The organism is Microbispora bryophytorum (assembly GCF_043197435.1).
GTDB lineage: Bacteria > Actinomycetota > Actinomycetes > Streptosporangiales > Streptosporangiaceae > Microbispora > Microbispora bryophytorum.
Genome location: NZ_JBICTF010000002.1, coordinates 133058 through 156848 on the forward strand (window position 1 = coordinate 133058; position 23791 = coordinate 156848).

22 protein-coding genes are annotated in these 23791 nt (G+C 71.1%); 5 read left to right on the forward strand and 17 right to left on the reverse strand.

Annotated features, from left to right (window positions below; all coding sequences use genetic code 11):
• Positions 1-63: 63 nt before the first annotated feature.
• A complete protein-coding gene (locus tag ACGFIB_RS05430; RefSeq protein WP_393368683.1) occupies positions 64-1167 on the forward strand; it encodes an acyltransferase family protein in 1104 nt (367 codons plus the stop codon).
• Here the strand turns inward: ACGFIB_RS05430 and ACGFIB_RS05435 are convergent.
• The 5 genes from ACGFIB_RS05435 to ACGFIB_RS05455 are packed head-to-tail and all read right to left on the reverse strand — an operon-like array spanning position 1154 to position 7618.
• Positions 1154-2068, reverse strand: coding sequence for a Gfo/Idh/MocA family protein (locus ACGFIB_RS05435; RefSeq protein ID WP_393368686.1), 915 nt, complete (start codon positions 2066-2068; stop codon positions 1154-1156). The genes ACGFIB_RS05430 and ACGFIB_RS05435 overlap by 14 nt on opposite strands.
• Positions 2065-3363, reverse strand: coding sequence for a hypothetical protein (locus tag ACGFIB_RS05440; protein ID WP_357247862.1), 1299 nt, complete (start codon positions 3361-3363; stop codon positions 2065-2067). The genes ACGFIB_RS05435 and ACGFIB_RS05440 overlap by 4 nt, the downstream gene beginning before the upstream one ends.
• 32 nt (positions 3364-3395) lie before the next feature.
• Entirely contained in the window at positions 3396-4682 is a 1287-nt protein-coding gene (locus ACGFIB_RS05445; RefSeq protein ID WP_357262760.1) for a hypothetical protein, read from the reverse strand.
• On the reverse strand, positions 4679-6781 hold the full coding sequence (locus ACGFIB_RS05450; RefSeq protein WP_393368690.1) for a glycosyltransferase: 2103 nt from the start codon (positions 6779-6781) through the stop codon (positions 4679-4681). The genes ACGFIB_RS05445 and ACGFIB_RS05450 overlap by 4 nt, the downstream gene beginning before the upstream one ends.
• 24 nt (positions 6782-6805) lie before the next feature.
• On the reverse strand, positions 6806-7618 hold the full coding sequence (locus ACGFIB_RS05455) for a WecB/TagA/CpsF family glycosyltransferase (protein ID WP_357247869.1): 813 nt from the start codon (positions 7616-7618) through the stop codon (positions 6806-6808).
• A 108-nt stretch (positions 7619-7726) separates the two neighbouring features.
• On the opposite strand from ACGFIB_RS05455, the gene ACGFIB_RS05460 reads away from it, so the two are divergent.
• On the forward strand, positions 7727-8272 hold the full coding sequence (locus tag ACGFIB_RS05460; RefSeq protein WP_393368695.1) for a dTDP-4-dehydrorhamnose 3,5-epimerase family protein: 546 nt from the start codon (positions 7727-7729) through the stop codon (positions 8270-8272).
• Here the strand turns inward: ACGFIB_RS05460 and ACGFIB_RS05465 are convergent.
• From ACGFIB_RS05465 to ACGFIB_RS05475, 3 genes are read right to left on the reverse strand one after another with little or no spacing between them, the layout of a single operon-like run.
• Entirely contained in the window at positions 8211-9584 is a 1374-nt protein-coding gene (locus tag ACGFIB_RS05465; RefSeq protein WP_357247874.1) for an O-antigen ligase family protein, read from the reverse strand. The genes ACGFIB_RS05460 and ACGFIB_RS05465 overlap by 62 nt on opposite strands.
• Positions 9581-10318 (reverse strand): hypothetical protein, encoded by a 738-nt coding sequence (locus ACGFIB_RS05470; RefSeq protein ID WP_393368699.1) that lies wholly within the window; start codon positions 10316-10318, stop codon positions 9581-9583. The genes ACGFIB_RS05465 and ACGFIB_RS05470 overlap by 4 nt, the downstream gene beginning before the upstream one ends.
• Positions 10319-10328: 10 nt before the next feature.
• Positions 10329-11279, reverse strand: a complete 951-nt coding sequence (locus ACGFIB_RS05475; RefSeq protein WP_357247880.1) for a hypothetical protein — start codon at positions 11277-11279, stop codon at positions 10329-10331.
• Between the two features lie 217 nt (positions 11280-11496).
• Between ACGFIB_RS05475 and ACGFIB_RS05480 the strand changes: the two genes are divergently transcribed.
• Positions 11497-12471 carry a glycosyltransferase family 2 protein gene (locus tag ACGFIB_RS05480; RefSeq protein ID WP_393368704.1) on the forward strand — a complete coding sequence of 325 codons (975 nt, stop codon included), beginning with the start codon at positions 11497-11499 and terminating at the stop codon, positions 12469-12471.
• Here the strand turns inward: ACGFIB_RS05480 and ACGFIB_RS05485 are convergent.
• From ACGFIB_RS05485 to ACGFIB_RS05515, 7 genes are read right to left on the reverse strand one after another with little or no spacing between them, the layout of a single operon-like run.
• Positions 12461-13978, reverse strand: coding sequence for an oligosaccharide flippase family protein (locus ACGFIB_RS05485; protein ID WP_357247885.1), 1518 nt, complete (start codon positions 13976-13978; stop codon positions 12461-12463). The two genes, ACGFIB_RS05480 and ACGFIB_RS05485, sit on opposite strands and share 11 nt — an antisense overlap.
• Entirely contained in the window at positions 13975-14964 is a 990-nt protein-coding gene (locus ACGFIB_RS05490; RefSeq protein WP_393368709.1) for a hypothetical protein, read from the reverse strand. Before ACGFIB_RS05490 ends, ACGFIB_RS05485 begins: the two co-directional genes overlap by 4 nt.
• Entirely contained in the window at positions 14961-16244 is a 1284-nt protein-coding gene (locus ACGFIB_RS05495; RefSeq protein WP_393368712.1) for a DUF4910 domain-containing protein, read from the reverse strand. Before ACGFIB_RS05495 ends, ACGFIB_RS05490 begins: the two co-directional genes overlap by 4 nt.
• Positions 16241-17269, reverse strand: a complete 1029-nt coding sequence (locus tag ACGFIB_RS05500; protein WP_357262778.1) for an NAD-dependent epimerase/dehydratase family protein — start codon at positions 17267-17269, stop codon at positions 16241-16243. Before ACGFIB_RS05500 ends, ACGFIB_RS05495 begins: the two co-directional genes overlap by 4 nt.
• A 7-nt stretch (positions 17270-17276) precedes the next feature.
• On the reverse strand, positions 17277-17927 hold the full coding sequence (locus ACGFIB_RS05505; RefSeq protein ID WP_357247897.1) for a PIG-L deacetylase family protein: 651 nt from the start codon (positions 17925-17927) through the stop codon (positions 17277-17279).
• A complete protein-coding gene (locus ACGFIB_RS05510; RefSeq protein WP_357247900.1) occupies positions 17924-18703 on the reverse strand; it encodes a sugar phosphate nucleotidyltransferase in 780 nt (259 codons plus the stop codon). The genes ACGFIB_RS05505 and ACGFIB_RS05510 overlap by 4 nt, the downstream gene beginning before the upstream one ends.
• On the reverse strand, positions 18700-19926 hold the full coding sequence (locus ACGFIB_RS05515) for a class I SAM-dependent methyltransferase (protein ID WP_357262781.1): 1227 nt from the start codon (positions 19924-19926) through the stop codon (positions 18700-18702). Before ACGFIB_RS05515 ends, ACGFIB_RS05510 begins: the two co-directional genes overlap by 4 nt.
• Before the next feature lie 122 nt (positions 19927-20048).
• On the opposite strand from ACGFIB_RS05515, the gene rfbC reads away from it, so the two are divergent.
• Complete coding sequence (gene rfbC / locus ACGFIB_RS05520; protein WP_357247906.1) at positions 20049-20639, forward strand: dTDP-4-dehydrorhamnose 3,5-epimerase; 591 nt, start codon at positions 20049-20051, stop codon at positions 20637-20639.
• On the opposite strand, the gene rfbD is transcribed toward rfbC, so the two are convergent.
• Together rfbD and rfbB are read right to left on the reverse strand one after the other, a co-directional pair.
• On the reverse strand, positions 20621-21463 hold the full coding sequence (rfbD, locus tag ACGFIB_RS05525) for a dTDP-4-dehydrorhamnose reductase (protein WP_393368719.1): 843 nt from the start codon (positions 21461-21463) through the stop codon (positions 20621-20623). The genes rfbC and rfbD overlap by 19 nt on opposite strands.
• Positions 21460-22428 (reverse strand): dTDP-glucose 4,6-dehydratase, encoded by a 969-nt coding sequence (gene rfbB, locus ACGFIB_RS05530; RefSeq protein WP_393368722.1) that lies wholly within the window; start codon positions 22426-22428, stop codon positions 21460-21462. The genes rfbD and rfbB overlap by 4 nt, the downstream gene beginning before the upstream one ends.
• Positions 22429-22659: 231 nt before the next feature.
• Here rfbB and ACGFIB_RS05535 point away from each other — a divergent pair, with 231 nt between their 5' ends.
• Positions 22660-23760 (forward strand): DUF4082 domain-containing protein, encoded by a 1101-nt coding sequence (locus tag ACGFIB_RS05535; protein WP_393368725.1) that lies wholly within the window; start codon positions 22660-22662, stop codon positions 23758-23760.
• The last annotated feature ends 31 nt before the right edge of the window (positions 23761-23791 follow it).

Below are 23791 nucleotides of genomic sequence, written 5' to 3' on the forward strand. Positions count from 1 at the left end.
ACGCGCCACGATATATCCCCTGGAACGGGCCGGAGACATCGTGCGCGCGTTGGGCGGTTTGCTGTGGTTGCCGAGGTCGAGGTCGAAACGCCCGGCGAAGGAGAGCGCCCCCCTCTCCGTTCGCGGGCGAACGCGTTCAATCTGCTCCGGCTGCTGGGCGCGCTCGCGGTCATCGTCGAGCACAGCTGGGTGCTGTCGGGCCACGGCTCTCCGCTCTCCCCGGCGAGCGGCATCGGGCTCGGCGGCATCGGAGTGGGGGTCTTCTTCCTCATCAGCGGTTACCTGATCAGCGCTAGCTGGCTGTCGGACCCGTCGCCACGCCGGTACGCGGCGCGACGGGGGCTGCGCATCTACCCGGCGTATCTGGTTGTGATCGTCGTCTCGGCCCTGGGCCTCGGCCCGGTCGCGACCACGCTCGCCACCGTCGACTACTTCTCCCGGTGGGGCACCTGGAGCTACCTGATCAGGGGGCTGGCCGTGTTCCCGGTCGGCTACGAGCTCCCCGGCGTGTTCGACGGCCTACCCTATCCCCGGGCGGTCAACGGCTCCCTGTGGACGATTCCCGTCGAGGTGCTCTGCTACATCGGCGTCGCACTGCTCGGCCGGTGGGGGCTGCTGCGGCGACGCACCGTGCTCATCGCGCTCCTCGTCGCCACGCTGACGGTCACCACCGCCGTGCATCTGACCGGGTACACGGGCAGGCTGGTCCCCTTCCTGCTGTCCGCCTACGCCGCCGGGCCGATCGCCTTCTTCACGATCGGCATGCTGGCCCGGGAGACCCGCTGGCGGCCGCCCCTGTGGGTGACCGCGGCGGCGTCGGCCGCGTGGGCCGTGTCGTGGGGCACCCCGCTCGCCAACCTCGTGTCGATCGGCGCGATCTCCTGCCTGACGTTCACCGTGGCCTTCCGGGCGCCGGCCTTGCTGCACCGCCCGACGGGAAGCTACGACCTTTCCTACGGCACCTATCTGCTGGCCTTTCCCGTCCAGCAGCTGCTCGTGCGGTCAGGGATGCACGCGCCCGCGACCGTCATGCTCGCCACCACGGCCATCGTGCTGCCGCTTGCGGCGCTCAGCTGGCGGCTGATCGAACGGCCGGCGCTGCGGCTGCGTGGACACAGCCGGGAACAGGGATGGGAGCGCCCGGACCATCCGCCTACCGCGTCGTGACAGCCCGCCCGGCATCCCTCTCCGCCTGGGCCAGCAGCCGTTGCAGATGCAGGCCCCGGTGGACGTCGATCGCGTGCGGCCGTCCTGTCCGCACCGCCATCGCGAACTCCGCGCGCAGAGCGGCCCGGGTCGGCGCCGAGTCCTCGGGCAGCGTGCCGAAGTCCAGGACCAGGGCGCCCTCCGGGCCGAGCAGCTCGTAGACCGTCCTCTTGGCGCCGGGCACCCTGCCGCACAGCGCGAGCTGACTCACCGCTCCTCCCTCGTGCAGGCAGGTCAGCGCGAGGAAGCCGCCCGGGTCACCGGCCGTACGGACCTCGACGATCCGGCCGAGCGCCGCGTCGAGCATGTCGAGGCCGTGCGGGCCGGTGTTGTACAGCACGCCGCCGCGCCCCCGCCAGGGACTGTCCCCGTAGGTGCCGTCGAGGAAGTGGGGGGTGAACTGGCAGGCGCGGGCGCCCAGCGGCCGGAGCTCCCGAGCCCGCGCCAGGAACTCCCGCACCGCGGGCCGGTACCGGTTCGTGAGCACGACCTGGCTCACCACACCGGTCGCGTCCACGACCTGCGTGAGGCGCTCGGCCTCCTCCACGGTGAGCGCGACGGGCTTTTCCAGCAACACCGCGCGTCCCGCCAGCGCCGCCTCCGCCGCGAGCGGGGCCTGCACGTCGGGGGGCACGGCGAAGACCACGGCCTCACAGTGGGCCAGCAACTCCCGGTAGTCGGTGAAGGCGCGTACGGCGAAGCGGTCCGCGAGCGCCCGCGCCGCCTCGGGGCGGCGAGCCCACACCCCGGCCAGACGGGTCTGCGGCCCCGCGGCGAAGACGGGGGCGTGGAAGTCGCGTGCCCAGGGACCGGCGCCGACCAGCCCGATCTCGACCGGTGCGGCCTCGAACGGGCCGGTCACGGCGTGATCCTGTAGACGTGGTAGGCGTACTCCGCGGTGAAGGAGTCGGTGAAGGCGCCCTCGGTGACCGGGAGGACCCGATTCTCGAAGAGCACCTCGACCCGGCGGGCGGAGGCGAGCTCACGCGGCAGGGTCAGCGTGTGCGATCCGAGCGGGCCCGCCCGCCTGACCATGGCGAAGACGTAGCACGAACCGCCGTAGCACTTCAGCATCGTGTCCAGGTCCCGGGAGAACCTGTGCACGTACGACTGGGTGTTCAGCACCGGCGCCAGCTCCCGGATCCGCCGGTTCATCTCGGTGACCGTCGCGCGCATGCCGGCGTAGCAGGGCTCGCGCAACAGGTGGTAGGAGGGACAGGGACCGCCGAAGCTGTGGTTGAAGTAGACGATGCCGCGTGCCTCGTGGATCAGCGAGCTCATCACCGCCCCGGCCGTCTGCCGGGGGTCGATCGTCCGCGTCCCCTCCTTGCTGGGCCATCCGAGCTCGACGAACGCGTAGATCGGCTGCCTGCGGTCGTCCATCGCGTCGAGCATGCGCATACGATCGACGACCGCGCCGTAGTCGGCGGCGAGCGGGCACTCCGAGGCCTGCCACTTGAAGAACAGCCCGGCCTCCTGGCAGATGCCGGGGTCGGTGTACCAGTACATGTCGGCGGACGTGGCGTCGGTGTAGGGGTTGACGAACTTCCCGGCCTCCGCGGGCGTCTGCCAGAACTGCACGCCCTTGCCATAGTTGGCGTAGTACATCCGGTCACCGCCCTTGGGCAGCTTGTCCTTCAGCGTCCGCATCGCGGTGTAGCCGCAGGGCGGCTTCTCCGGGACACACGGCGCGCCCTGACCGGGGTAGAGGCCGCTCCAGCGGCCGTCGCCCGGTCCCGCCCACATGTCCGCCTCGTCGGCGATGAGCCAGCCGACCGTCTCGGCGCCCATGCCCGGGTGTGGTTTGCCGGTCAGCGCCGACATGCCGTGCGATCGGATCAGGGGCATGTCGCTGTCGTCGGTGAGCTCCACATAGGTGTTGAGGCCCGCGCCCTTGTCCAGGGCGACATCCCCGTCGTCGCGCACCGACTCGTACCACACGCCCACGGGGAAGAACGAGGGGTTGGCCCATCCCATCGTCTTCGCGGCCGCGAAGCTCTCGTAGTAGACCGGGCCTCCCTCCCAGGGCACCCTCGGCAGGCTGAGCTCCTGGGCGGCGCACGGGGAGCTGGCGCTCGCCACGCCTCCGGCCAGGACCAGCGCGATGGCGGCGGCCAGCGCCTTCAGCAGGCGTCCACTCCCCTGTTTCGCGGCCAATGCCCCTCCTGTCGCCGGTTTCGTCGTCCCCTTCATGGGGCGATCTTGTAGATGTGGTAGGCGTACTCGGCGTCGAAGGTGTCGGTGAACCCGCCCGCGTCGATGGGAACGGTGCGGTCCTCGAAGAGGACCTCGGCCTTCTTCGCGCCGGCGAGGACGGGCGGGAGGTCGAACCGCCGGCCACCCGCCCGCGCGCCCCGCGCGACCATCGCGAACAGGTAGTAGGAGCCCTTGTACCGCTTCACCATGGTGTCGAGCCCGGGTGCGAAGCCGTACTCGTAGGACTGCGTGTTCAGCACCGGGGCCAGCGTGGCGATCTGTCTGTTGATCTCGATCACCGCCGGCCTGATGGCATCGCCGCAGTGGTCGCGCAGCAGGTTCATCGACTGGCACGATCCGCCGAAGGAATGGTTGAAGTAGACGAGGCCCCTCGCGCCGTGGATCAGGGAGCTCATGACGGCGCCCTTCATCTGCTCCGGTCTGATCACACCGGTGGCCTTCTTGCCCGGGTAGCCCAGTTCGATGAAGGCGTACACGGGTTGCAGACGGCCGTCGCGGGCGTCGAGCCGCCGTTGCCGGTCGATGATCGCCCCGTAGTTGGCCGCGAGCCGGCACTGGTCGGGCGGCAGCTTCATGAACGACCGCGCCTCGTCGCAGGCGTAGACGTTGGTGTACCAGTAAAGGTCGGTGGAGACGACGTCGGTGAACCCGTTGACGAACTTCGCCGCCTGCTCATCGGACTCCCAGTACATGACGCCCTTGCCGTAGTTCGCATAGCGAAGACGATCGTCCTTCGGCACTGCGGCGGCGAGCGCCCGCATGGCGGTGTAGCCGCACGGCCGGTCCTTGTCCGCGCACGCCGTGCCGTCGAACGTCTGCGCCCCCGTCCAGACGCCGTCCCCCGGCCCGCCCCACATGTCGGCCTCGTCGCCGATCAGCCAGCCCACGGTCTCCGTGCCCGCGCCCGGCAGCGGGCCGCTCGTGAGCGCGGACATGCCCTCGGAGCGTAACAGGCGGACGTCGCTGTCCTCCGTCAACTCGACGTACGTGTTGATCCCTGCGGCCTTGTCCTGAGCCACCTCCGCAGCCGTATGGACGGAGGCGTACCAAATGCCGATCGGGAAGAAGGAGGGCTTCGTCCACCCGGCGCGCGCGGCCGCGCCGAAGCGCGCGTAGTAGGCGGGGCCGCCCTCCCACGGCACCTTCCGTAACACCGACGGCCGGGGTGACGGGGTCGCCGTTCCGTCCGTACCCACCGCCGAGCACGCGGCCGCGACGACCGCGACGACCGCGATCGCGAGCGGCCCCCATCGCCTCATCGCGGCCTCCGCCGCTCGGCCAGCCTCATGAGCTCGGCGGCCCGCGCCGACCAGTCCGCGTCGGCGACCGAGTCGCGCAGCGTCTCCGGCGACGCGGGCGCGCCCTCCGACAGCGACGCGCGGATGGCCTTGACGAACAGGTCCGGGGTGGCCGCGACCCGCACCCGGTCGGCGTAGTCGGCCAGCTCCAGGTAGTCGGTGCTCACCACGGGCAGTCCCAGCGCGAGGTACTCCTTAAGTTTGATCGGATTGGCGTGCCTGATCCAGCTGTTGTCCAGCCAGGGCATGATCGCCACGTCGAAGCCGGAGCCGTACGCGGGTATCTGCTCGTACGGCCGGAAGCCCAGCCAGTGCACGTTGGGGTGGCGGGTGAGCCGGTCCATCGGACCGTTGCCGTCTCCCACCAGCACCAGGGAGACGTCCGGCATCTCGACGGCGATCCGCTCCAGCAGCGCGAAGTCCACGACGAAGTCGTCGAGCGCGCCGAAGAAACCCACCCGAGAGCCGGGGATCACGCGCAGGTCCGCGGGCCGGAGCTCCGGCGGGCGGCGCCGGAAGTGCGCCAGGTCCACCCCGTGGTCGAGAAAGTACGCCCGGTCCCCGGTCAGCGCCCGCTCCTGCGCCATCAGCGCCCTGCTCACGTAGATCACGTGATCGGCCCGTTTCAGCAGGTTGCGTTCCAGCGCCTCGATGACCTCCCGGTCGGACTCGGGGAACGCGGAGTGCCGGTCGGAGCGGTTGAAGACGAGCCCCCGTCTGCGCATCGGCCGGACGACGTCCCAGGCCGTGGGGATGGTCACCATGATCATTGGCTCGCGCAGGCCCAGCACCCGGCACACCGCCCGGACCTGTGCCCGCACGAGGACCGCGTTGACCCAGCGTCCGAGGCGCGAGCCGTACAGCGGCAACGGCAGCGGCGACATCACGTAGAACTCGGGCGACGGACGCCGCAGGAACCGGGCGACGCTCGCCAGCTTGCGGCCGATCCTGCGGAGCGTGTGCGTGGACTTCCCCGGTGTCGGCATGCGCATGCCGATGCTGTTGACGACCAGGACCCGGCGCCGGGTGGACACGTGGCGCATGAGCTGGAAGTCGGAGTGCGCCCTGTTGTGGTACCACCAGTCCTGCGCGGAGAAACAGACATAACCGGACGGCTCGTCCGCGCGCTCCTGCGCGCCGCTGGGCAGGGGGGGCCACCGTGTCATCGTCGGCAGCTCCCGCAGCGCCGCCCGGTGCTTGCGGCCCGGCGCGCCGGGCCGGGCGACGGCGCGGATCGCCTCGTTGAGCATGACGGCCGCCCCCATCATCGCGCCGCGGAGCCGGCCGTGGCGCTGTCTGTGCAGCCGCACCCGGTTCACCGTCGCGAGCGTCCACAGCGGCACGGAGGTCGACTGCTCCCCGCCGAGGTGCACAGCGACCGCCGCCGGCTCGTACCGGACGGCGAATCCCCGGTCCCCGGCCCGCAACATGTACTCGGTCTCCTCCGAGTAGAGGAAGTACCGCTCGTCCAGCATGCCCACGGCGTCGAGGCAGGCACGCGAGATCAGCCAGGCGGCGCCCGTCGCCCACTCCACCACGTGCGGCGACTCGTAGGCGGCCGGATCGGTCACCAGCTCGCCCAGCGACGCGCGGGTTCCGGCGCGGTTACCGCCGAGGACGGCCTCCCCGAGCGCGCGCAGCACCGTGGGCCGCCGCCGCAGGGAGGGCTGGGTGTCCCCGCCGGCGCCCACGAGCCGGGGCACGGCGATCCCCGTGCCCGGGACGTCGAGGGCCCTGCGCAGCACGGCGACCGATCCCGGCCGCAGCCGGATGTCGGCGTTCAACACCAGCACGTCACAGCCCGCGGCCGCGGCGACCCCGATGTTGACCCCTGCGGCGAACCCGCCGTTGCGCCCGGCCTGGATCAGCTCGACCCCGTCGCCGAACGCCCGCACGCGATCGGCGGTGTCGTCGGGGGAGTCGTTGTCCACCACGATGATCCTGGTCTGTCCGGCGCCGGACAGGGCCGGCCCGAGCGTACGCAGGCACTCCTCGACGACCCCGGCGCTGCCGTAGGCGACGATCACCACGGCAAGCGGCGGCCATGCTGGCACAGTCATGCGGACACCTATCCACGAAGAGGGTCAGCGGCCCCCCGCCCGCAGGCGGTCGCGCAGAGCCCCGGCGAGCAGCGTGAGTGCGAACGGCGCGTCCTCCCGCAGGTAACGGCGGGCGAGACGACGCGGCTCCAGCAGAAGCCGGAACAGCCACTCGCCACCGATCCGCTGCAGCCCCTCCGGGGCACGGCGGAACCGTCCGGCGGCCATCGGGATGGCGGCCCCGCAGCCGACGTACCAGGCACGGGGAAGATGCGGACGCAGCGCCGCGATCGTCCGCTCCTGCTTGGGGAATCCCAGGCCCACGAGGACGAGATCGGGGGTGGCGGCGGCCACCTGCTCCACGACCTCCCGCATCCCCCCGGGGGCCGTGTCGAAGCCGAAGGGGGGCGCGTACGCGCCCGCGACGCGAAGGCCCGGGCAGCGTTCTGCGAGCACTCGCCCCGCCGCGTCGGGGACGCCGGGCTCGCCGCCGAGCAGGAACACCGACCGCCCCTCCCGCGCGGCGCGCTCGCTCAGGCTGAACAGCAGGGACGCCCCGGTCACCCGGGCGGGGACCGGCCGTCCCGCCAGCCGCGCCGCCCACACGACGGGCATGCCGTCGGCCACGACCAGCTCCGCCTCCGCCACCAGGGCGGCGAGCGCGGGATCGCGGCCCGCAGCGCGGACGATGTCGACGTTGGCGGTGACGATCGACCCGCCCGTCTTCTGCCGCCATGCCCGCGAGACGTGGTCGCACACGCCGGTCTCGGTGAGCGCCATCACCTCGACGGCGCCGACCCGCGTGCGGGGAACCACCGGAGTCGCCGCGTCGGCCGCGCCGGACGAGTGGTCGACCAAGAATGCCCCCGCTTCCGTCCGGCTGTCCTATCCCTAGATCGATCGCGGTAGCGGACCCGTTACACATTGGGGCCTCCTGAGCGCGGCGGTATGGGCCATGATGCGGGAATGAGAGTCGAAAGCGGTGCGATCGAGGGTGTCCTGCTGTTCATCCCGGCCCCGCACAGGGACGAGCGCGGCCTGTTCACGCGGACGTTCGACGCCGCCGTGGCCGCCGACCACGGGCTGGATCCGGCCTCGTTCGTCCAGGACAGCCAGTCGCGCACCGTGCAGGGCGGCCTTCGCGGTCTGCACGGCCGTTCCGGCGCCGGTGAGGCCAAGCTCGTCCGGTGCGCCCGCGGGGCCGTCCATGACGTGCTCGTCGATGCCAGGCCCGGCTCTGCGACGTACGGCCGGCGGATGTCGGTCGTACTCGACGACGAGAGCTTCGTCCATCTGTACGTCCCTCCCGGTCTGCTGCACGGCTATCAGGCGCTGACGGAGGCGGACGTCTGCTACCGCATCGACAGGGAGCACGACCCGGCGGAGGACCTCTCGGTGCGGTACGACGACCCCGACCTGGCGATCGCCTGGCCGCTGCCCGTGACGGCCGTCAGCCGGCGCGACCTCGATGCGGAGTCGTGGCGGCGGCTGCGGCTGCGACTGGAGGGCTGACCTCCTCCGTCACCGAGCGCAGCAGCGCGCCGGCCATGCCCACGAGCAGGAACGCGACGCCGTTCACGATCCCGAACGCGCGCAGGTCGAACGTCGCGGAGCCGATCAGCGGAATCACGAGGCAGGCCGTCATCGACAGGCCCAGATCACGGGTGGACGGGTCGGCGGCCCGCCACAGGGCGCGCAGCGACGACCAGATCCCCGTCAGGAAGAGCCCGGCGAACGTCGCCACCCCGACGAGTCCCGCCTCCACCGCCGTGAGGAGGTACTGATTGTCGAACACCACGTGCTGCGGGGCGTACCAGGTGCCCACACCCCGGCCCAGCAGCAGATTCCTGCGGATCTCGGCGAAGGCGGTGTCGTAGTCGTTGGTCCGGTAGGCCAGGCTCGTGTCGCTGCCGAGATTCGTGAACAGGCTCGTGATCGCCCCGAGCAGGCCGGGGACGGCCAGTTTGACCACCACGAGGAACCCGGCGAGCGCGATGAGCGCACGGACCCTGCGGGCCATCGGCCAGCCCGCGAAGAGCACGGCGCCCGCCACCGTCAGGCCGAGTATGGGCGACCGCGACGCCGAGAAGACCATGCCGGCCGCGATCAGCGCGCAGCACAGCCACCAGCGCAGCGCGGGCCTGCCGTCCCGTCGCACATGGAACGCGTAATGCAGTGCGAGGGGCAGCACCATCACCGAGATCACGCCGAACTCGATGGGGTGGCCGGCGGTGGACGCGGCCCGGTTCACCCCGTTGCGCTGCAGGATCGCGTCGCCGACGACCCGGGGTTCGGTGCCGGGGAACTCCATGAACCGCGTCAGATCGAAGTTGAAGAGGTACTGCAGCGCACCGATGAGCCCCATGATCGCCCCGGCGACGACGAGGGCCTTGAGCACCAGGTCGACGCGGTCACGGCCGCGGACGCCGTCGCACGCGAGCAGCGCGATCGCCACCATCGCGGCCGATGTGACGACGGCGTGGTCGGCCAGTTCCAGCTCCCGGGAGGGGAGATAGCCCGCCGACGAGTACGCGTAGGTCGCCAGCAGCGAGACGGCGTAGACGTAGATCGCCGTGCGCACCGGCGTACGGCCCTTGGCGGCGCCCAGGGTGTTCGTGAGGTGCGCACAGAACCACCACACCGCGGCGAGCAGGCCGACGGCCTCGGCCGGGGTGAGCGCGAACGGCAGGCCCTTGATGACCAGCCGGGCGGGGACGAGCATGACGATCACGACGAAGACGACCGCCAGCGTGGCGCCGTCGGCGCGTTGCCTCCGCGGGAGCCCGACCGCATCCGGCATGATCGTCATCGGGGTGGCGCTCATGGGCGCAGCACCGCCGTGGATCTGGGCGCCGTCTCCCGGGACGGCGGGTGATCGTGTCCGGCGGTGGACCGCTTCCCGGCCCTTCTGCGGCGCAGGCCCGCGGCGACGCTCTCCGTGGCGAAGGAGGACGCCAGGCCGGCGAGCGCACCCAGCACCAGGACCGCGGCGACGAATCGCAGCTTCCCGTTGCGCTGCGGCAGGGGGGTGGTCGCCGGAACCATCTCGGTGATCGTTATGTAGGTCGACGGCGGGGCGCCGAGCTGCCGCTGGCGCCGCAGCAGCTCCGCCCTCACCCGCTTCACCACGCTCCGCACGATGCCCTGGGCCTGCGCGGGCACCGTGCTCTTGCCCTCGACCATCACCATGGGCGTGCTGAACAGCAGCTCGGGGTTGGGGTGCCCGTTGTTGACCGTGTAGGTCACTGGGCCGTCCTTGACGACACCGAGCTCCGCCGCGGTCTCCGGTGTGTTGAGGATCTGCACGAGGATCGACGCCGACATGTTCAGCCCGCCGTCGAAGTTGAGCAGCGGATTGATCAGCATCTGCGGCCGCTTGGAGTCCGTCACCTGGAAGGGACCTGTGGTCGGCATGGTCAGCACCATCACCCCGGTCGACACGTACTTGACCGGAATCGCCAGATAGACGCCGTACGCTCCGGCCAGGGTGAGCAGGAAGGCGGTCACGGCCACGTACCAGCGGCGTAAGACGACGTTGGTCGTCGCCCAGAAGTCCACCCCGCCCCCTCTACCTGTCGATCTCGTCCGGCGCCAGCACCTCGACGACGAACCAGGTCTCGGTGTCGTCGTCGGCGCCGGCGGCGGGCTCGTCCGCGCCCTCCACCCGCCGCGTCGTCATCAGGCGCGGTTCCTGCGGCTTGTCCTCCTTCGGGGGCGTCTCCGGCTGCGTGCCCGCGGCGTCGGGCCCGCCGCCGGCCGGTTCGTACGCCCGGATCTCGCTCCCCCTGGCCGTTCCGACGGACGGCCCGATGCCCCTGACCTCCTCGGCCTCCCGCCACAGCACGATGTCCGGCCCTCCGTCCGGTGGACGCCGGCGCCGGGCCCGGCGGGAGGTGACGGCGTACGCGGAGGAGAGCCCGATGACGAGCCCGCCCAGCAGCGCGGCGGCGGCGGCCTCGTACTTCACCGTGTAGCTCTCGTCGGGGCCGAGCGACGCCACCGTGCTGATCCCGATGTACGTGCTGCGGGGTGCGCCGAGCATCCTCTGGTAGGTGTTGAGCTGCTCGCGGATGCGGGCCTGCGCGGCGTCCTGGAGGGTCCGCGCGGTGTCCCTGGACGGGCTGTCCACCTCGACGTGCACGAACGGCCCGGACGCGGTGATGCCGAGCAGCTCGGGATTGGAGCGGCCGTCGTCGATCGTCAGCTCGGTCGGGCTGTCGTCGGTGATGCCCAGGCGCCTGCGTTCGTCCGGGCTGTTCATCGTGAGGATCAGGATGCCCGCGACAGTGCGCAGCCCGTCGTTCGGCTGGAGCAGCGGGTTGGTGAGCCCCGGCTGCTTGCCGGAGTCGCCGGGCAGCACGCTCCGCGCCGGCGAGGTCAGCACCAGGGACGCGCTGGTCGTGTAGCGAAGGGGGGCGAGGAAAAAGGCCAGCGCGGCGAGTCCGAGGGAACCGATGACGATAAGAGGGCCGGCCACCTTCAATCGCAGCAGATTGAAGATGGTTCTCCAGAAGACCATGTTCACCCTCGTCTCAACCCCGAATTCGCAGGTGCCACGACGGGCCTCTGCGAAAACCATACAGTTCGCTCATCGGGACATCACTTCTTGACGTTACGGACGTGCCATAAACGGGATTGCCGATTCCGTTCTCCGTCGCGAGAATAAGGAACGCCATGCCGGGGCACGAAGCCGTGCGGCCCGGGCGCCTCCTGTAACCACACGAAGGGTGGACACGATGACGCCCAGCGGAGCCGCGCCCCAGGCGCGACGGGCACCGGATCTCATTGGAACGGCCGCGCCGGAGATCGGGGTGGGCATGCCGGTCTACAACGGCGAGCCCTACCTGACCGGTGCGCTGGCGTCGATCCTTGGCCAGCGGGACGCCGACTTCGAGCTCGTCATCGCCGACAACTGCTCCACCGACGCGACCGAGGAGATCTGCAGGGAGGCCGCCCGGAACGATCCACGCGTCCGCTACCTGCGCAGAGAGCGGAACGTCGGGGTCATCGCGAACTACAACCGGATCGTCCACGAGACCCGAGGCGAGTTCTTCTCCTTCGCCACGGCCGACGACGAGTATCGCGCGGACCGGCTCGCCCTGCTGTCCGCGGCGCTGCGCGACCACCCCGCCGCATCGGTCGCGTTCTCGGCCTCGGAGGAGATCGATGAGGCGGGCCGGCGGCTCGGCCTCTGGCGGAGCAGCGCGCCGACCGGCGCCTCCCGGCCGTCTCACCGGCTGCGCGCCAAGTTTCGCGACTACGACGAGTGTTTGCACCTGTACGGCCTCATCCGCCGCTCGGCGATCGCCCGGGCGCTGCCGCTCGCGCCCGTACTGGCCGGCGACCGGGTGATGATCGCCGAACTCGTCCTCATCGGCCCCTTCGTGCTGGTCGACGAGCCGCTGCTGCGGCACCGCAACCATCCGGCCAGCGACAGCCAGAGGTACGACGTGCGCGCCTGGCGCCGCCGCGAGGTGCCCGACGAAGACCACCGTTTCTTCCTGCCCAACGTGGAGGAGGGCCGCGCGCTGATGCGCGCGGTGCGCAACGCGCCGCTCACCCGCGGGGAACGCCTGGCATGCTACGCGGCCATGTGGCCCTGGCTGCGGCGCAACGCGGTGCCGATGGCGCGCAATGTGGCCCATGTCGGCATCGACCTCGCCCGCGGCCTGCGCCGTCGCCCCGCACCGGACGAGACGGTCAGGTCATGATCCTTGCGTGCATCTCCCTGATCTGGGCGACCGGCACCCCGACCAGGGCGAACACGGCGATCCCGGCGGCTCCCCCCGCGCACAGCTGAACGAACGGGATGGTCCCGCCGGTCAGGCGGCCCACCGCCCAGACGGCCGCCACGGCGGCCAGACCGCCCAGCAGGAGACGGGCGACCCTCGGCACGAGGGGCCTGAGCACGACCCCCTCCCGGCTCAGGAGCAGCACCGCCAGGGGGAGTGCGACCAGGAGTGCCACCGCGGCGTGCGCGAGCGCCACGCCGTGGACGCCCCACAGCTGGGCGCCGGCGTACAGCGAGGGCAGCAGGACGGCGGCCCACACCAGGTTCATCCGGACGACCGAGCGGGTGGCCCCCAGCGAGGTCAGGATGTCGAAGCTGAGCGCCGTGAGCATCCTCACCACCATGAGGATCATCAGGAACGACAGCACTCCGGCGGCCGGCAGCCACTTGTCGCCGTACAGGAAGACCACAAGAGGCGGCGCGAGCGCCCCCACGAGCGCGGCGATCGGGAGCACCAGAACCAGCAGCATCGGGACGATCTGGCGGACCCGGGTGGAGAACGCCGAGGGGTTGTGCTCGGCCACCCGGGCGAACCCCGGCAGCGTGACGTGGCGCAGGATCTCTCCGATGAAGCCGGGCACCCAGTTCGACACGTTGACCGCGAGAAGATAAATGCCGAGCGTGGCACCGCCCAGGGTCTTGCCGACGATGATGGCGTCGGCGTTGAGCACCACCGCCTCCACGCCGAGGCTGGCGGCCAGCGGCAGCCCGAACCGCAGCAGCCGCACGGCGATGTCACGCCGCAGCGCGAGCCTGAGCGGCACTCCCGCCCAGGCGAACAGCAGCACCCCGCCGACGAGCGAGCAGGCGACGTTTCCCACCGCGAAGCTGTACGCGCCGGCGCCGTTCAACGCCAGCACGATGGCCAGGGCCACCTGGACGGCGACGCCGGCCATGTTGGCTTTCGCAATCTTGTCCTGCTGGAAGCGGCGCAACATCACGGCGCTGCGCACGCTGACGAAGCCGTCGATGAGGATGGAGACGGTGAGCAGCCGGACCAGCGGGGCCGCCTCGGGGTTTCCGGCCAGCCCCGCGAAGAACGGCGCGAGCCACCAGAAGACGCCGTACACCGTGGCGCTCAGGGCCAGGACCATCGCCGTGGCCGTCGGCAGCATCTCCTCGATCTTGCCTCGCCACTGGACGGTGGCCGCGACGATGCCGGCGTCGTTGATGTAGAAGAGGATCTGGTTGGCGGCCAGCGCGACCGCGTAGAGGCCGAAGTCCTCCGGCGCCAGCACCCGGGCGAGCACCAGGTTCATGCCGAACGAGATCATCTTCGTGGCGACCTTGGCCACGATCCCCCAGCGCAACCCGAGCCCGGGCGAACCCTCGCGGTCGGTCTCCGCCGGAGAGGCCGCGATCTGCTTCGCGGCCTCCGCCGTACCGCTCGGCGCGCCCTGCGACGCGCCTTCGTGCCCTGTCGTCACGCGCTCTCCTCCGCGGGCACCGGCTCCTCGACCCGCTCCAGCCAGATCTCCCGCCAGAAGGGATAGAACCCGCGCGGGCAGTTGAGCAGGTCCATGCCGGTGCACGCCACGTTGTCGAGCACGATGCAGGCGGTCTTCATTTCGAGCATCCGGCCCGTCGCCTCGTCCACACAGCGCTCCACTCTCGCCCGGACCCTCGCCGTCCGGCCGCAGTGCCGCGCCATCTCCTCGTTGAACGACATGCCGCGGTTGAGCAGCTCCTCGTTGACCGTCGCCAGGATCTTCTCCTTGGGCTTGATCCGCACCAGCTCCCCCGGGCGCAGGTCGAGCAGCTCCACCGGCGTCCGGCCCGTCACCGTGCCGCGCACGCCTCCCCAGGGAAGGCCACCCCTGATGTGCAGCCAGGCAGGCAGCAGGCGGCGGCTCAGCCCCTGGTACCGGTTGTACAGGGCGACGAGGACGCCGTACACGGCACGCCCCACGCTCGCGTTGCCGCTGCGCACGTCCGTCACGAACTGCCCCGGGCTCTTGAGCGGCAGCGAGCGCGGGGCCGCGCGTAACAGCTCGGTCGCCTGGCAGGAGAACCGTTCCCCGCCGCCGGGCCCCGGCTCCTTCCGCGTGTTCACCTCAAGCAGCGGGAGCAGCCGCGGCTCCCACGCCCGCTCCACCGTCGGCTCCGCCGGGTCGACCTTCTTGAGCCATGCCTCCTTCCAGTACAGGAGGCAGGCGGTCTGGCACCCGCCGTGTCCCGAGCCGTCACACCGGGCCTCCAGGAGGTGCACGGTGTCGTCCATACGCCGCAGACCCGTCCTGGTTATCGTGTCGCACGTCTTGTGCGCGACTTTGTGCACCGTCAAGCGTCGCCCGGAATACCGCAGCATCTCGGGCATGAAGGGCAGGTTGTCCAGCTCGCCCTTCTCGTCGAGCGTGGCCAGGATCTCGGCCTCACTCCGGACCTCGACCAGGTCCCCCACTCGGAGCTTCATCTCTCCAGTCCCTTCAACAGGCCCGCCTCTTCGAGAGCACGAGCAGCCCAGGTCACCTCGCCGAAGGTCAGCCCGGACCGCTCCGCGACGTCGAGCAGGCTGTGGTCGCCGTCCGAGAGGTTGAGCACCCACAACATCGCCATCTGGTCGCGCTTGGTGTCACTCCGGCCGCCGAGTGAGCCGTACAGGCCGCGCCGCCCCAGTTGCGGCTCGCCGTACGGGCTGAGGTTGAGGTAGTGACGGTCGTTTTCCAGCACCCGCGTCACTTCCCAGCACGTTTCGAGGGTGTCCGCCATCGCCTCCGCGGACACGAAGCCGGGATCGTCGGCCGAGGTGTGGTATTCGGGGTAGCCGCCGTACGGGGTCCGGGTGAGTGAGCCGACCCCGAGGTCGAACCCGGGCGAGCAGTACTGCCGCTCGTCGTAGCCGTACGGCGAGAAGTCGACGACGGTATGGGGACGGCCCGAGGCGCGCAGGACGTGCTCCGTCACCCGGTCGATCTCGGCGTTGCCCCGCCTGCTGCGCTTGTACGTGAGCGATCCCCTGTCACCGGCGCAGGCGAGCACGAGCCCGGCCCTGATCCGGCCGACCCGGTCGCGGTTGCGGGCCAGCCAGGTGACGGCCCCGATCGTGCCGGGGGCGAAGACGAACCGGTAGGTGTGGCGGGGCCGCCGTTCCGCCAGCCGCAGGGCGAGCTCCACGGCCACCGCGACGCCGGCGAGGTTGTCGTTGGCCAGCGACGGATGGCAGATGTGGCACGACACCAGGACCTCGTCGGCCGACTCGCCGGGCACGACGTGCTCGGCGTAGGTCAGGTGCCCGTCGGCGAGCGTCGAGTCGATCAGCACCTCGTACGGCCCCGGGGGCAGGGCCGCCAGCGTCTCATTGCGCAGGCAGAAGCCCCATGTCTCGGCGTAGTAGCTGGTGCGGTAAGGGATCAGGTGCGGCTGCTCGGGCAGCGTGTGCAGGTGCGGGCGCAACTCGTCCAGGGTGAGGGTGGCCGACACCGGCACGCTGTAGCCGACGACGTGCAGCGACGACTCCATGAAGTCGATCACCTTGCGGCCGGAGGGGTCCTTGACGTAGGCGTCGCGGATGTTCCACTCCTTCGGCACCGTCCAGTCGAGCACCTGGGCCCCGGTCGGCACCTCGTGGACAACCAGCGGGATCGACTCCGCGATGATCTCCAGGGTGCGCCGCACGCCGTCGCCGGTGATACTGCGGCACAACGGGTAGAGCCGCTCCACCAGCGCGTGCATCCGGCTGCCGACATCGCTCACTCGGCCACCGGCCGCAGGTCGTCGCCGACGGTGCCCGCCCCGCGGCGGTCCGACAGCCGGGCGAGCCGGGTGAAGCGGCGGTCGAAGTCGCCCTGCCGCAGGCCGAACCGCCGGTAGGCGTCGATCAGTTCGACCGCGCCCTCCTTGACCGTCCATCGGGCATGGAAGCCGGGGAGCGCCGCGCGCACCCGGGAGAAGTCCACCCGGTACGACCGGGGGTCGTTGCCCGCCTCACCGGTGATGACCAGGTCCGACCCCGGCACCGCTTCGGCCACGTGCGACGCGATCTGCGCGACCGTGACGTTGTTGAGCTCGGTCCCGACGTTGAAGGCCCGGTCGTGGACGGCCTCCCGGGGCGCGGTCAGCGCCTGGGCGAACGCCTCGGCGATGTCGAGCGCGTGGACCAGCGGCCGCCACGGCGTGCCGTCGGAGAGCACCCGCACCTGGTTCGTCAGGAGCGCGTGACCGACCAGGTTGTTCAGCACGATGTCGGCCCGCAGCCGGGGGGAGAACCCGAACGCGGTGGCGTTGCGCATGTAGACCGGGGAGAAGTCGTCGTCCGCGAGCTTCGACAGGTCGTCCTCCACCCGCACCTTCGACTCGGCGTACGGCGTGACGGGGCGCAGGGGGGCGTCCTCCCCAACCAGGTCGTCGCCGCCGGAGGCGCCGTAGACCGAGCAGGTGGACGCGTAGAGGAACCGGCGCACGCCCGCGTCCCTGGCGAGCCGGGCCAGCCGTACGGACGCGTGGTGGTTGATGTCGTAGGTCAGCTCGGGGGCGAGCGAGCCCAGGGGGTCGTTGGACAGGGCCGCGAGGTGCACGACCGCGTCGATCCCGGCGAAGACCTCGGGCCCGGCGTCCCGGAGGTCGACCGTGTGACCGGGCGGGTCGTCGGGCGCCGGGCCGAGGACGCAGTCGGCGAACAGCCCGGAGTCGAGGCCGACCACCTCGTGCCCAGCCGCGGCGAGCACCGGGGCCATCACTGTGCCCAGGTAGCCCTGGTGTCCGGTCAACAGCACACGCATTATGGGGTCAGCCTCCTGACAGGTCGAGGGTGAGCTTGGAGAGGTGGAACGCCTCGGCGTACCGGGCATGGCACTCGATCCCCCGCAGGCGGGCGAGGCCGAGGAAGGCCTCGCGGTCGTACCAGGGCTTGGCCCGCTGCGAGGGGTAGTGCTCCAGCAGCAGGTCCGCCTTGGCCTCGGCGACCTCCGGAGCGAGGGGCTGGTAGGCCGAGGGCCGCCCGAGGTCGCCGTCCCACTTGGCGATCTCGTAGCACAGGGCGAGATGGTCGCGGAACGCCGTGGTCACCAGCCGGGCGAGCCCCTGGTGGTCCTGGTGGGCGTCCCCCTGCCAGGGGCCGAGCACCAGATCGGGTCCCGTGGCGGCGCGCAACTCCTCGACCGCCTCCTTGGCCTCGTCCCAGTGCGCGGGAAACCGGCCGTCGGGCAGCTTGTGCACGGTGACCCGCAGGTCGGCGCCCGGGCAGAAGGCGGCGAGGGCGGCACGCTCCTCGTCCTCCCGCTCGGTGCCCCCGCCGGACAGCACCAGCGCGTCGACGCGGAGGCCGGGACGGGCCCGGCACAGGGTGAGCAGGGTGCCCCCGGCCCCGATCGGCAGATCGTCGCAGTGGGCGGCGAGCGCGGCGACCCGGTCCAGCCGGCGCGGGACGAGCCCGATCACGAGGCCCACTCCCACAGGGCCCACGGCCGGTCGCCGCGTGAGTACGCCTCGTCCAGCGCCACCCGTTCCTTGACGGTGTCGGTCGGCCGCCAGTAGCCGCGATACGGGTAGGCCATCAGCCGGCCCCGCTTGGCCAGTTCGGCGCAGCCGTCGGCCACGAGGTCGCCGCCCTCCGGGATGTGGTCGAAAATCTCCTGCCGGAGCACGAAGTAGCCGCCGTTGACCCACAGGGGCATCCGGCTGATCGGCGTGATGCCGCCGACCGTCCCCGACTCGCCCAGTTCGATGCAGTGGAAGGTCTCCGCCGGCGGGACGGCCATCATCAGCGCCCCGGCGTCGGAGGCGGCGAAGCGCTCGATCATCTGGGGCAGCGGCGCGTCGGTCAGCACGTCGGCATAGTTGGCCAGGAACATCTCGTCGTCGCCGAGGTGGTCGCGCACCCGCCGCAGCCGCTCGCCGATGGGCGAGTCGATGCCGGTCTGGACGAACGAGATCGACCAGTCGGAGATGTCGGTCGACAGCAGCTCGACCCGGCCGGCCCGCAGGACGAAGTCGTTGGACGTCGTCTCCTGGTAGTTGAGGAAGAAGTCCTTGATGTGGTGGGACCCGTAGCCGAGGCAGAGGATGAACTCGGTGTGCCCGAAGTGGGCGTAGTAGCGCATCACATGCCAGATCAGCGGCCGCGGCCCCACGAGTTGCATCGGCTTGGGGACGTCGCCGGCGGTGCCGGAGCGCATGCGGGTGCCGTATCCACCGCAGAAAAGGACGACCTTCACGAGACCACCTCCAGTCGGGGGATGGGGAAGACCAGGCGGCCTCCCCAGTCACGGATGTGGGCGAGCTGCTCGGTGATCTCCGCACGGAGGTTCCACGGGAGCACGAGCACGTAGTCGGGCCGGTCCTGCTCGATGCGCTCCGGCGACAGGACGGGGATGCGGGTGCCGGGGGTGAACCTGCCGTGCTTGTACGGATTGCGGTCCACGGTGTAGGACAGCAGGTCCGGCCGGATGCCGCAGTGGTTGAGCAGCGTGTTCCCCTTGCCGGGCGCGCCGTAGCCGACGACGGTCCGGCCCTCCTCGGCGGCCGTGATGAGGAAGGCCAGCAGGTCGCGCCGCACCCGGGCGACTCTGGCGGCGAACTCGGCGTACCCGGACAGCTCGTGCAGGCCCGCGGACTTCTCACTGGCCAGCAGATCGGTCACTCGCGGGCCCGGCTCGCCCGCCGCCTCGACCGGCCGGGCCCACAGCCGGATCGACCCACCGTGGGTCGGCAGCGACTCGACGTCCACGAGGGCCAGCCCGCCGCTCGCCAGGGCCCGCATCGCGGAGGCGACGGTGTAGTACTGGAAGTGCTCGTGATAGATGGTGTCGTACTGCGTGCCCTCGATCAGGGTGAGCAGATGCTGCACCTCGATCGACACCCAGCCGTCGTCGGCCACCAGGGCCCGCAGCCCCCGGGTGAAGCCGACGACGTCGGGAATGTGGGCGTACACGTTGTTGGCGACGACGAGATCGGCCGGGCCGTGCTCCTCCCGCACGGTGGCGCCGGTCTCCGGCGTGAGGAAGGCCGTGAGGGTCGGTACCCCAGCGTCCTTCGCCGCCCGGCCGACGTTGGCGGAGGGTTCGATCCCGAGGCATCGGATCCCGCGCTCGACCACGTGGCGCAGCAGGTAACCGTCGTTGCTCGCCACCTCGACCACGAACGAGGCCGCCGACAGCCCCAGCCGCTCGGCGGCGCCGGCCACGAACCGGCGGGCATGCTCCACCCAGGACGTCGAATACGACGAGAAGTAGGCGTATTCGGTGAATGTTTCCTCGGGTGTGATGAGCGGGGGAATCTGGGCCAGCCGGCAGTCCGTGCACAGGCGCAGATGCAGGGGATAGGTGTTTTCCGGCTCGTCCAGCTGTTCCCGGGTGAGGAACCGTTCACACGGGGGTGTCGCCCCGAGGTCGACGATGCTCGCGAGCGCCGCAGACCCGCACAACCGGCACTTCGTCATCAATATGCTCCCTCATCACATGGTTGCCGTTCGAAGACGTGCGGGGTCCATGGCTGGTTGCCATGAACGTAATCGTCGCCGTAGCCCGATGGAGTTACGGCGGTGTATGCGATGCTTCGGCCATGGAGCGGCTCACCATCGCCGGGGCCTGGTGCCACACCCCCCGCATCCACACCGACGAACGCGGCGCGTTCCTGGAGGCCTTCAGGGCCGCCGACCTGCGGGAGGCCGCCGGGCACGGGCTGGACCTCGCACAGGTCAACTGCTCCGTCTCCCGGAAGGGGGCGCTGCGGGGGATCCATTTCGCCGACGTGCCGCCCGGGCAGGCCAAGTACCTCACCTGCGTCGCCGGGAGCGTCCTCGACGTCGTGGTGGACCTCAGAGTGGGCTCTCCCACCTACGGGTCCTGGGAGACGGTGCTGCTGGACGACACCGACCGGCGCGGTCTCTACATCGCCGAGGGGCTGGGCCACGGCTTCCTGACGTTGAGCGAGCAGGCCACCGTCGTCTACATCTGCTCCCAGCCGTACGCTCCGGGGCGCGAGCACGGCGTGCACCCGCTCGACCCCGACCTGGGTATCGAGTGGCCCTCGCACGTCGAGCCGATCCTGTCGGACAGGGACGCCGCCGCTCCCTCTCTCAAGGAGGCGCGCGAGGCGGGACTGCTGCCGGACCATGACGCTTGCCTCGCCTTCTACGACACGCTCAGGTAGGGCCACGCCGCGTGCAGGGCCTCGCGCCAGTGCCGCATCGGCGGCAGGTCCGCCCGCGCCCATCGGCCGTGCCCCAGCACGCTCCATGCCGGCCGTGGGGCCGGCCGGGCGAAGGCGACGGACGTGGTCGGGACGACCCGGCCGGGGTCCGCGCCGAGCAGCGTGAAGATCTCGCGGGCGAACGCGTACCAGGTCGTCCGCCCCGCGTTGGTGCCGTGGTAGACGCCGCCCGGCGCGCCGGAACGGCCGAGCTCGACCAGGCGGGCGGCCAGGTCCGCGGACCAGGTCGGCTGGCCCACCTGGTCGGTCACCACCGACACGGTCTCCCGCTCGGCCGCCAGGCGGATGATCGTGGCCGGGAAGTTGCGGCCGCGGGCGCCGTAGAGCCAGGCCGTACGGACGACCGTGTGGCCGTGCTCCAGCGCGGCCCGCTCCCCGGTCAGCTTCGACCGCCCGTACGCGTTGACCGGGCGCACCGGGTCGTCGTCCTCGCCGTACGGCTCGCGGCCCATGCCGTCGAAGACGTAGTCGGTGGAGATGTGGATGAGGCGTACCGCGCGCTTGGCGCAGGCCAGCGCGAGTCCCTCCACGGCGCGGCCGTTGACCTCCATGGCCTCGTCCGGGCTGGTCTCCGCGCCGTCGACGTCGGTCCAGGCGGCGCAGTTCACCACGACGCCGGGATCGAGCTCGTCGAGGGCGTCCCCCACGGCCCTGTCGTCCGTGACGTCGAGGTCGCGGCCGAAACCGGTCGCATCCTCGCCGGCCAGCGCCTCCATGAGATCCACGCCGAGCATGCCCTTGGCACCCGTCACCATCCACCTCATGCGCGCGCCCGTAACGGCTTCCACCACTGGGGGTTGTCGACGTACCAGCGGACCGTGCCGGCCAGGCCTTCCTCGAAGGGGATCTCGGGGGCGTAGCCGAGGGCACGCAGCTTCCGGTCGTCGAGCGAGTAGCGCCGGTCGTGCCCCTTCCGGTCGGCCACCCGTTCGACCCGGTCCCAGCCCGCGCCGAACGCGGCCAGCAACCGTTCGGTGAGCTCCAGGTTGGACAGTTCCGCGGTCCCGGCGATGTGGTAGATCTCGCCGGGCTCCCCCACCTCGGCGACGCGCTGGATGCCCCGGCAGTGATCCGCTACGTGGATCCAGTCGCGGACGTTTCCCCCGTCGCCGTAGAGCGGGACCCGGCGGCCCTCGATGAGGTTGGTGACGAACAGCGGAACGACCTTCTCGGGGTACTGGTAGGGCCCGTAGTTGTTGCCGCACCTGGTGATCGACACCGGCAGCCCGTGGGTGATCGCGTACGCCCGGGCCAGCATGTCGCCGCCGGCCTTCGCGGCAGAGTACGGCGAGCGCGGGGCCGGTGCGGCGCTCTCGTCCCAGGAGCCCCCGTCGATCGAGCCGTAGACCTCGTCGGTGGACACCTGCACGACCTTCCCGACGCCCGAGGCGAGGCAGGCGTCGAGGAGGGTCTGCACGCCGAGGACGTTGGTGCGCACGAAATCGGCCGCGCCTTCGATCGAGCGGTCCACGTGGGATTCGGCCGCGAAATTGATCACAATGTCGTGACCGGGAATCACCTCGCGGAGCAGGGCCGCGTCGCAGACGTCCCCGTGGACGAAGTCGTAGGCACCCTCGACGGGAGCGAGGTTGGCGAGATTACCCGCGTAGGTCAGCCGGTCCAGCACCGTGACCCGCGCACCGGCGAAGGCGGGATATCCGCCGGTGAGCACGGTGCGGACGTACTGGGAGCCGATGAAACCGGCGCCACCAGTAATCAATAGCCTCACGTCAGGAATCTCCAGATATGAATCGTTATACGACTAAATAAGCAATAGGGGAGAAACACAGCGCATTTCAGGAAGGAAACGGGCGACCCTGAAGGCGGAGCCCGGTGAGAGAAAGACGTCATATGGCTAAATTCATGCGCACTCGTCGTCTCAGGCGTCACAATAGCCCCCGGCAGTGGAACGGCAAGGACACAACGACGAACTGAGCGCCTCGGCGCGGAGGTCGGAGATATGGCCCCCAGCAAACGCCCACGCCACGGAGCGAAACCCGGATACGCCCGCACGTCTCGGTATCTGCCGCGCCCGCGTCCGGCGCTGCTGATCGCGGCCGCGCTCGTCGCCGTCGCGATCCCGGTGGCCGCCGTCGTCACGCGGCCCACCGCGAACCCGGGCCCGGTCGCCGCCCCCGAACCGCGGATCACGCTGCGGGCCAAGGAGGCCGCCTTCTGGTCCAGGAGCGACCGGCTCAGGCCGCCCGTCCACAGCGACCGGAGCCCCGTCGAACTCGGCACCCGCTTCACCGCCGCGCAGGACGGCTGGGTGACCGGCGTGCGCTTCTACAAGGCGTCCGGGGAAAAGGGCACCCACACGGGCAGCCTCTGGGACTCCGCCGGGACGCGCATCGCCACGGTGACCTTCCGCCACGAGAGCCGTTCCGGCTGGCAGGAGGCCCGGTTCGGCGATGCGGTGCCGGTCGTGGGCGGGAAGGTCTACACCGTCTCCTACCACAGCGAGCACGGCACGTACGCAGGCCGGCCGTCGGCCGGAGCGCTGCGGTCGGGGCCGCTCAGCACGGCCGCCCGGCGCGTGGGGGTCTACACCTACGGCCCGAGCCGCTTCCCCCACCGGTGGAACCCGAAGAACTACACGTACTACGTCGGGCCCGTCTACCGCTGGCTGGACAGGGAGCCCGCTCCGCCCCTGCACCCGATCCCCCCGGCGACCCGGTCGCGCGACGTCGACACGTACACACCGGGGCCCTGGCCGTCGCTCTCGCGCATCTCGCCGGACCCCTCCGGGGAGCCCGCGATCGAGTCCTCGATCGACCCCACGGGGCCGCCCTCCTTCCAGCCGACGCCGCTCCCCTCCGTTCCGCCGGTCGTCGAGCCGTCCGCGCAGTTGTCCGCGCGACCGTCCGAGGAGCCGGTCGTGAACCCGTCCCGGGAGCCATCCCGCACGTCGGGCGGAGAGCCGGCCCGCGGCCGACCCGCCCAGAGCCCGGCGCCCAGTTCGGTCCCGTCGGACAGCCCGGCGCCCCCGACGACCGCACCCCCGGGATCCGCCTGCCCCGGCGGCCGCCCGGCCCCCGCGTGCATCGGCGCCCCCCGCTAGGGCCTGGTGATCGACTGCCGTACCCCCGCTC

Excerpts from the sequence above, each read along its gene's own strand:
- ACGFIB_RS05445 (WP_357262760.1), bottom strand. The coding sequence starts at position 4,682 with ATGAGGCGATGGGGGCCGCTCGCGATCGCGGTCGTCGCGGTCGTCGCG.
- ACGFIB_RS05450 (WP_393368690.1), bottom strand. The coding sequence starts at position 6,781 with ATGACTGTGCCAGCATGGCCGCCGCTTGCCGTGGTGATCGTCGCCTAC.
- ACGFIB_RS05460 (WP_393368695.1), top strand. The coding sequence starts at position 7,727 with ATGAGAGTCGAAAGCGGTGCGATCGAGGGTGTCCTGCTGTTCATCCCG.
- ACGFIB_RS05465 (WP_357247874.1), bottom strand. The coding sequence starts at position 9,584 with ATGAGCGCCACCCCGATGACGATCATGCCGGATGCGGTCGGGCTCCCG.
- ACGFIB_RS05475 (WP_357247880.1), bottom strand. The coding sequence starts at position 11,279 with ATGGTCTTCTGGAGAACCATCTTCAATCTGCTGCGATTGAAGGTGGCC.
- ACGFIB_RS05480 (WP_393368704.1), top strand. The coding sequence starts at position 11,497 with ATGACGCCCAGCGGAGCCGCGCCCCAGGCGCGACGGGCACCGGATCTC.
- ACGFIB_RS05490 (WP_393368709.1), bottom strand. The coding sequence starts at position 14,964 with ATGAAGCTCCGAGTGGGGGACCTGGTCGAGGTCCGGAGTGAGGCCGAG.
- ACGFIB_RS05500 (WP_357262778.1), bottom strand. The coding sequence starts at position 17,269 with ATGCGTGTGCTGTTGACCGGACACCAGGGCTACCTGGGCACAGTGATG.
- ACGFIB_RS05515 (WP_357262781.1), bottom strand. The coding sequence starts at position 19,926 with ATGACGAAGTGCCGGTTGTGCGGGTCTGCGGCGCTCGCGAGCATCGTC.
- rfbC (WP_357247906.1), top strand. The coding sequence starts at position 20,049 with ATGGAGCGGCTCACCATCGCCGGGGCCTGGTGCCACACCCCCCGCATC.
- rfbD (WP_393368719.1), bottom strand. The coding sequence starts at position 21,463 with ATGAGGTGGATGGTGACGGGTGCCAAGGGCATGCTCGGCGTGGATCTC.
- ACGFIB_RS05535 (WP_393368725.1), top strand. The coding sequence starts at position 22,660 with ATGGCCCCCAGCAAACGCCCACGCCACGGAGCGAAACCCGGATACGCC.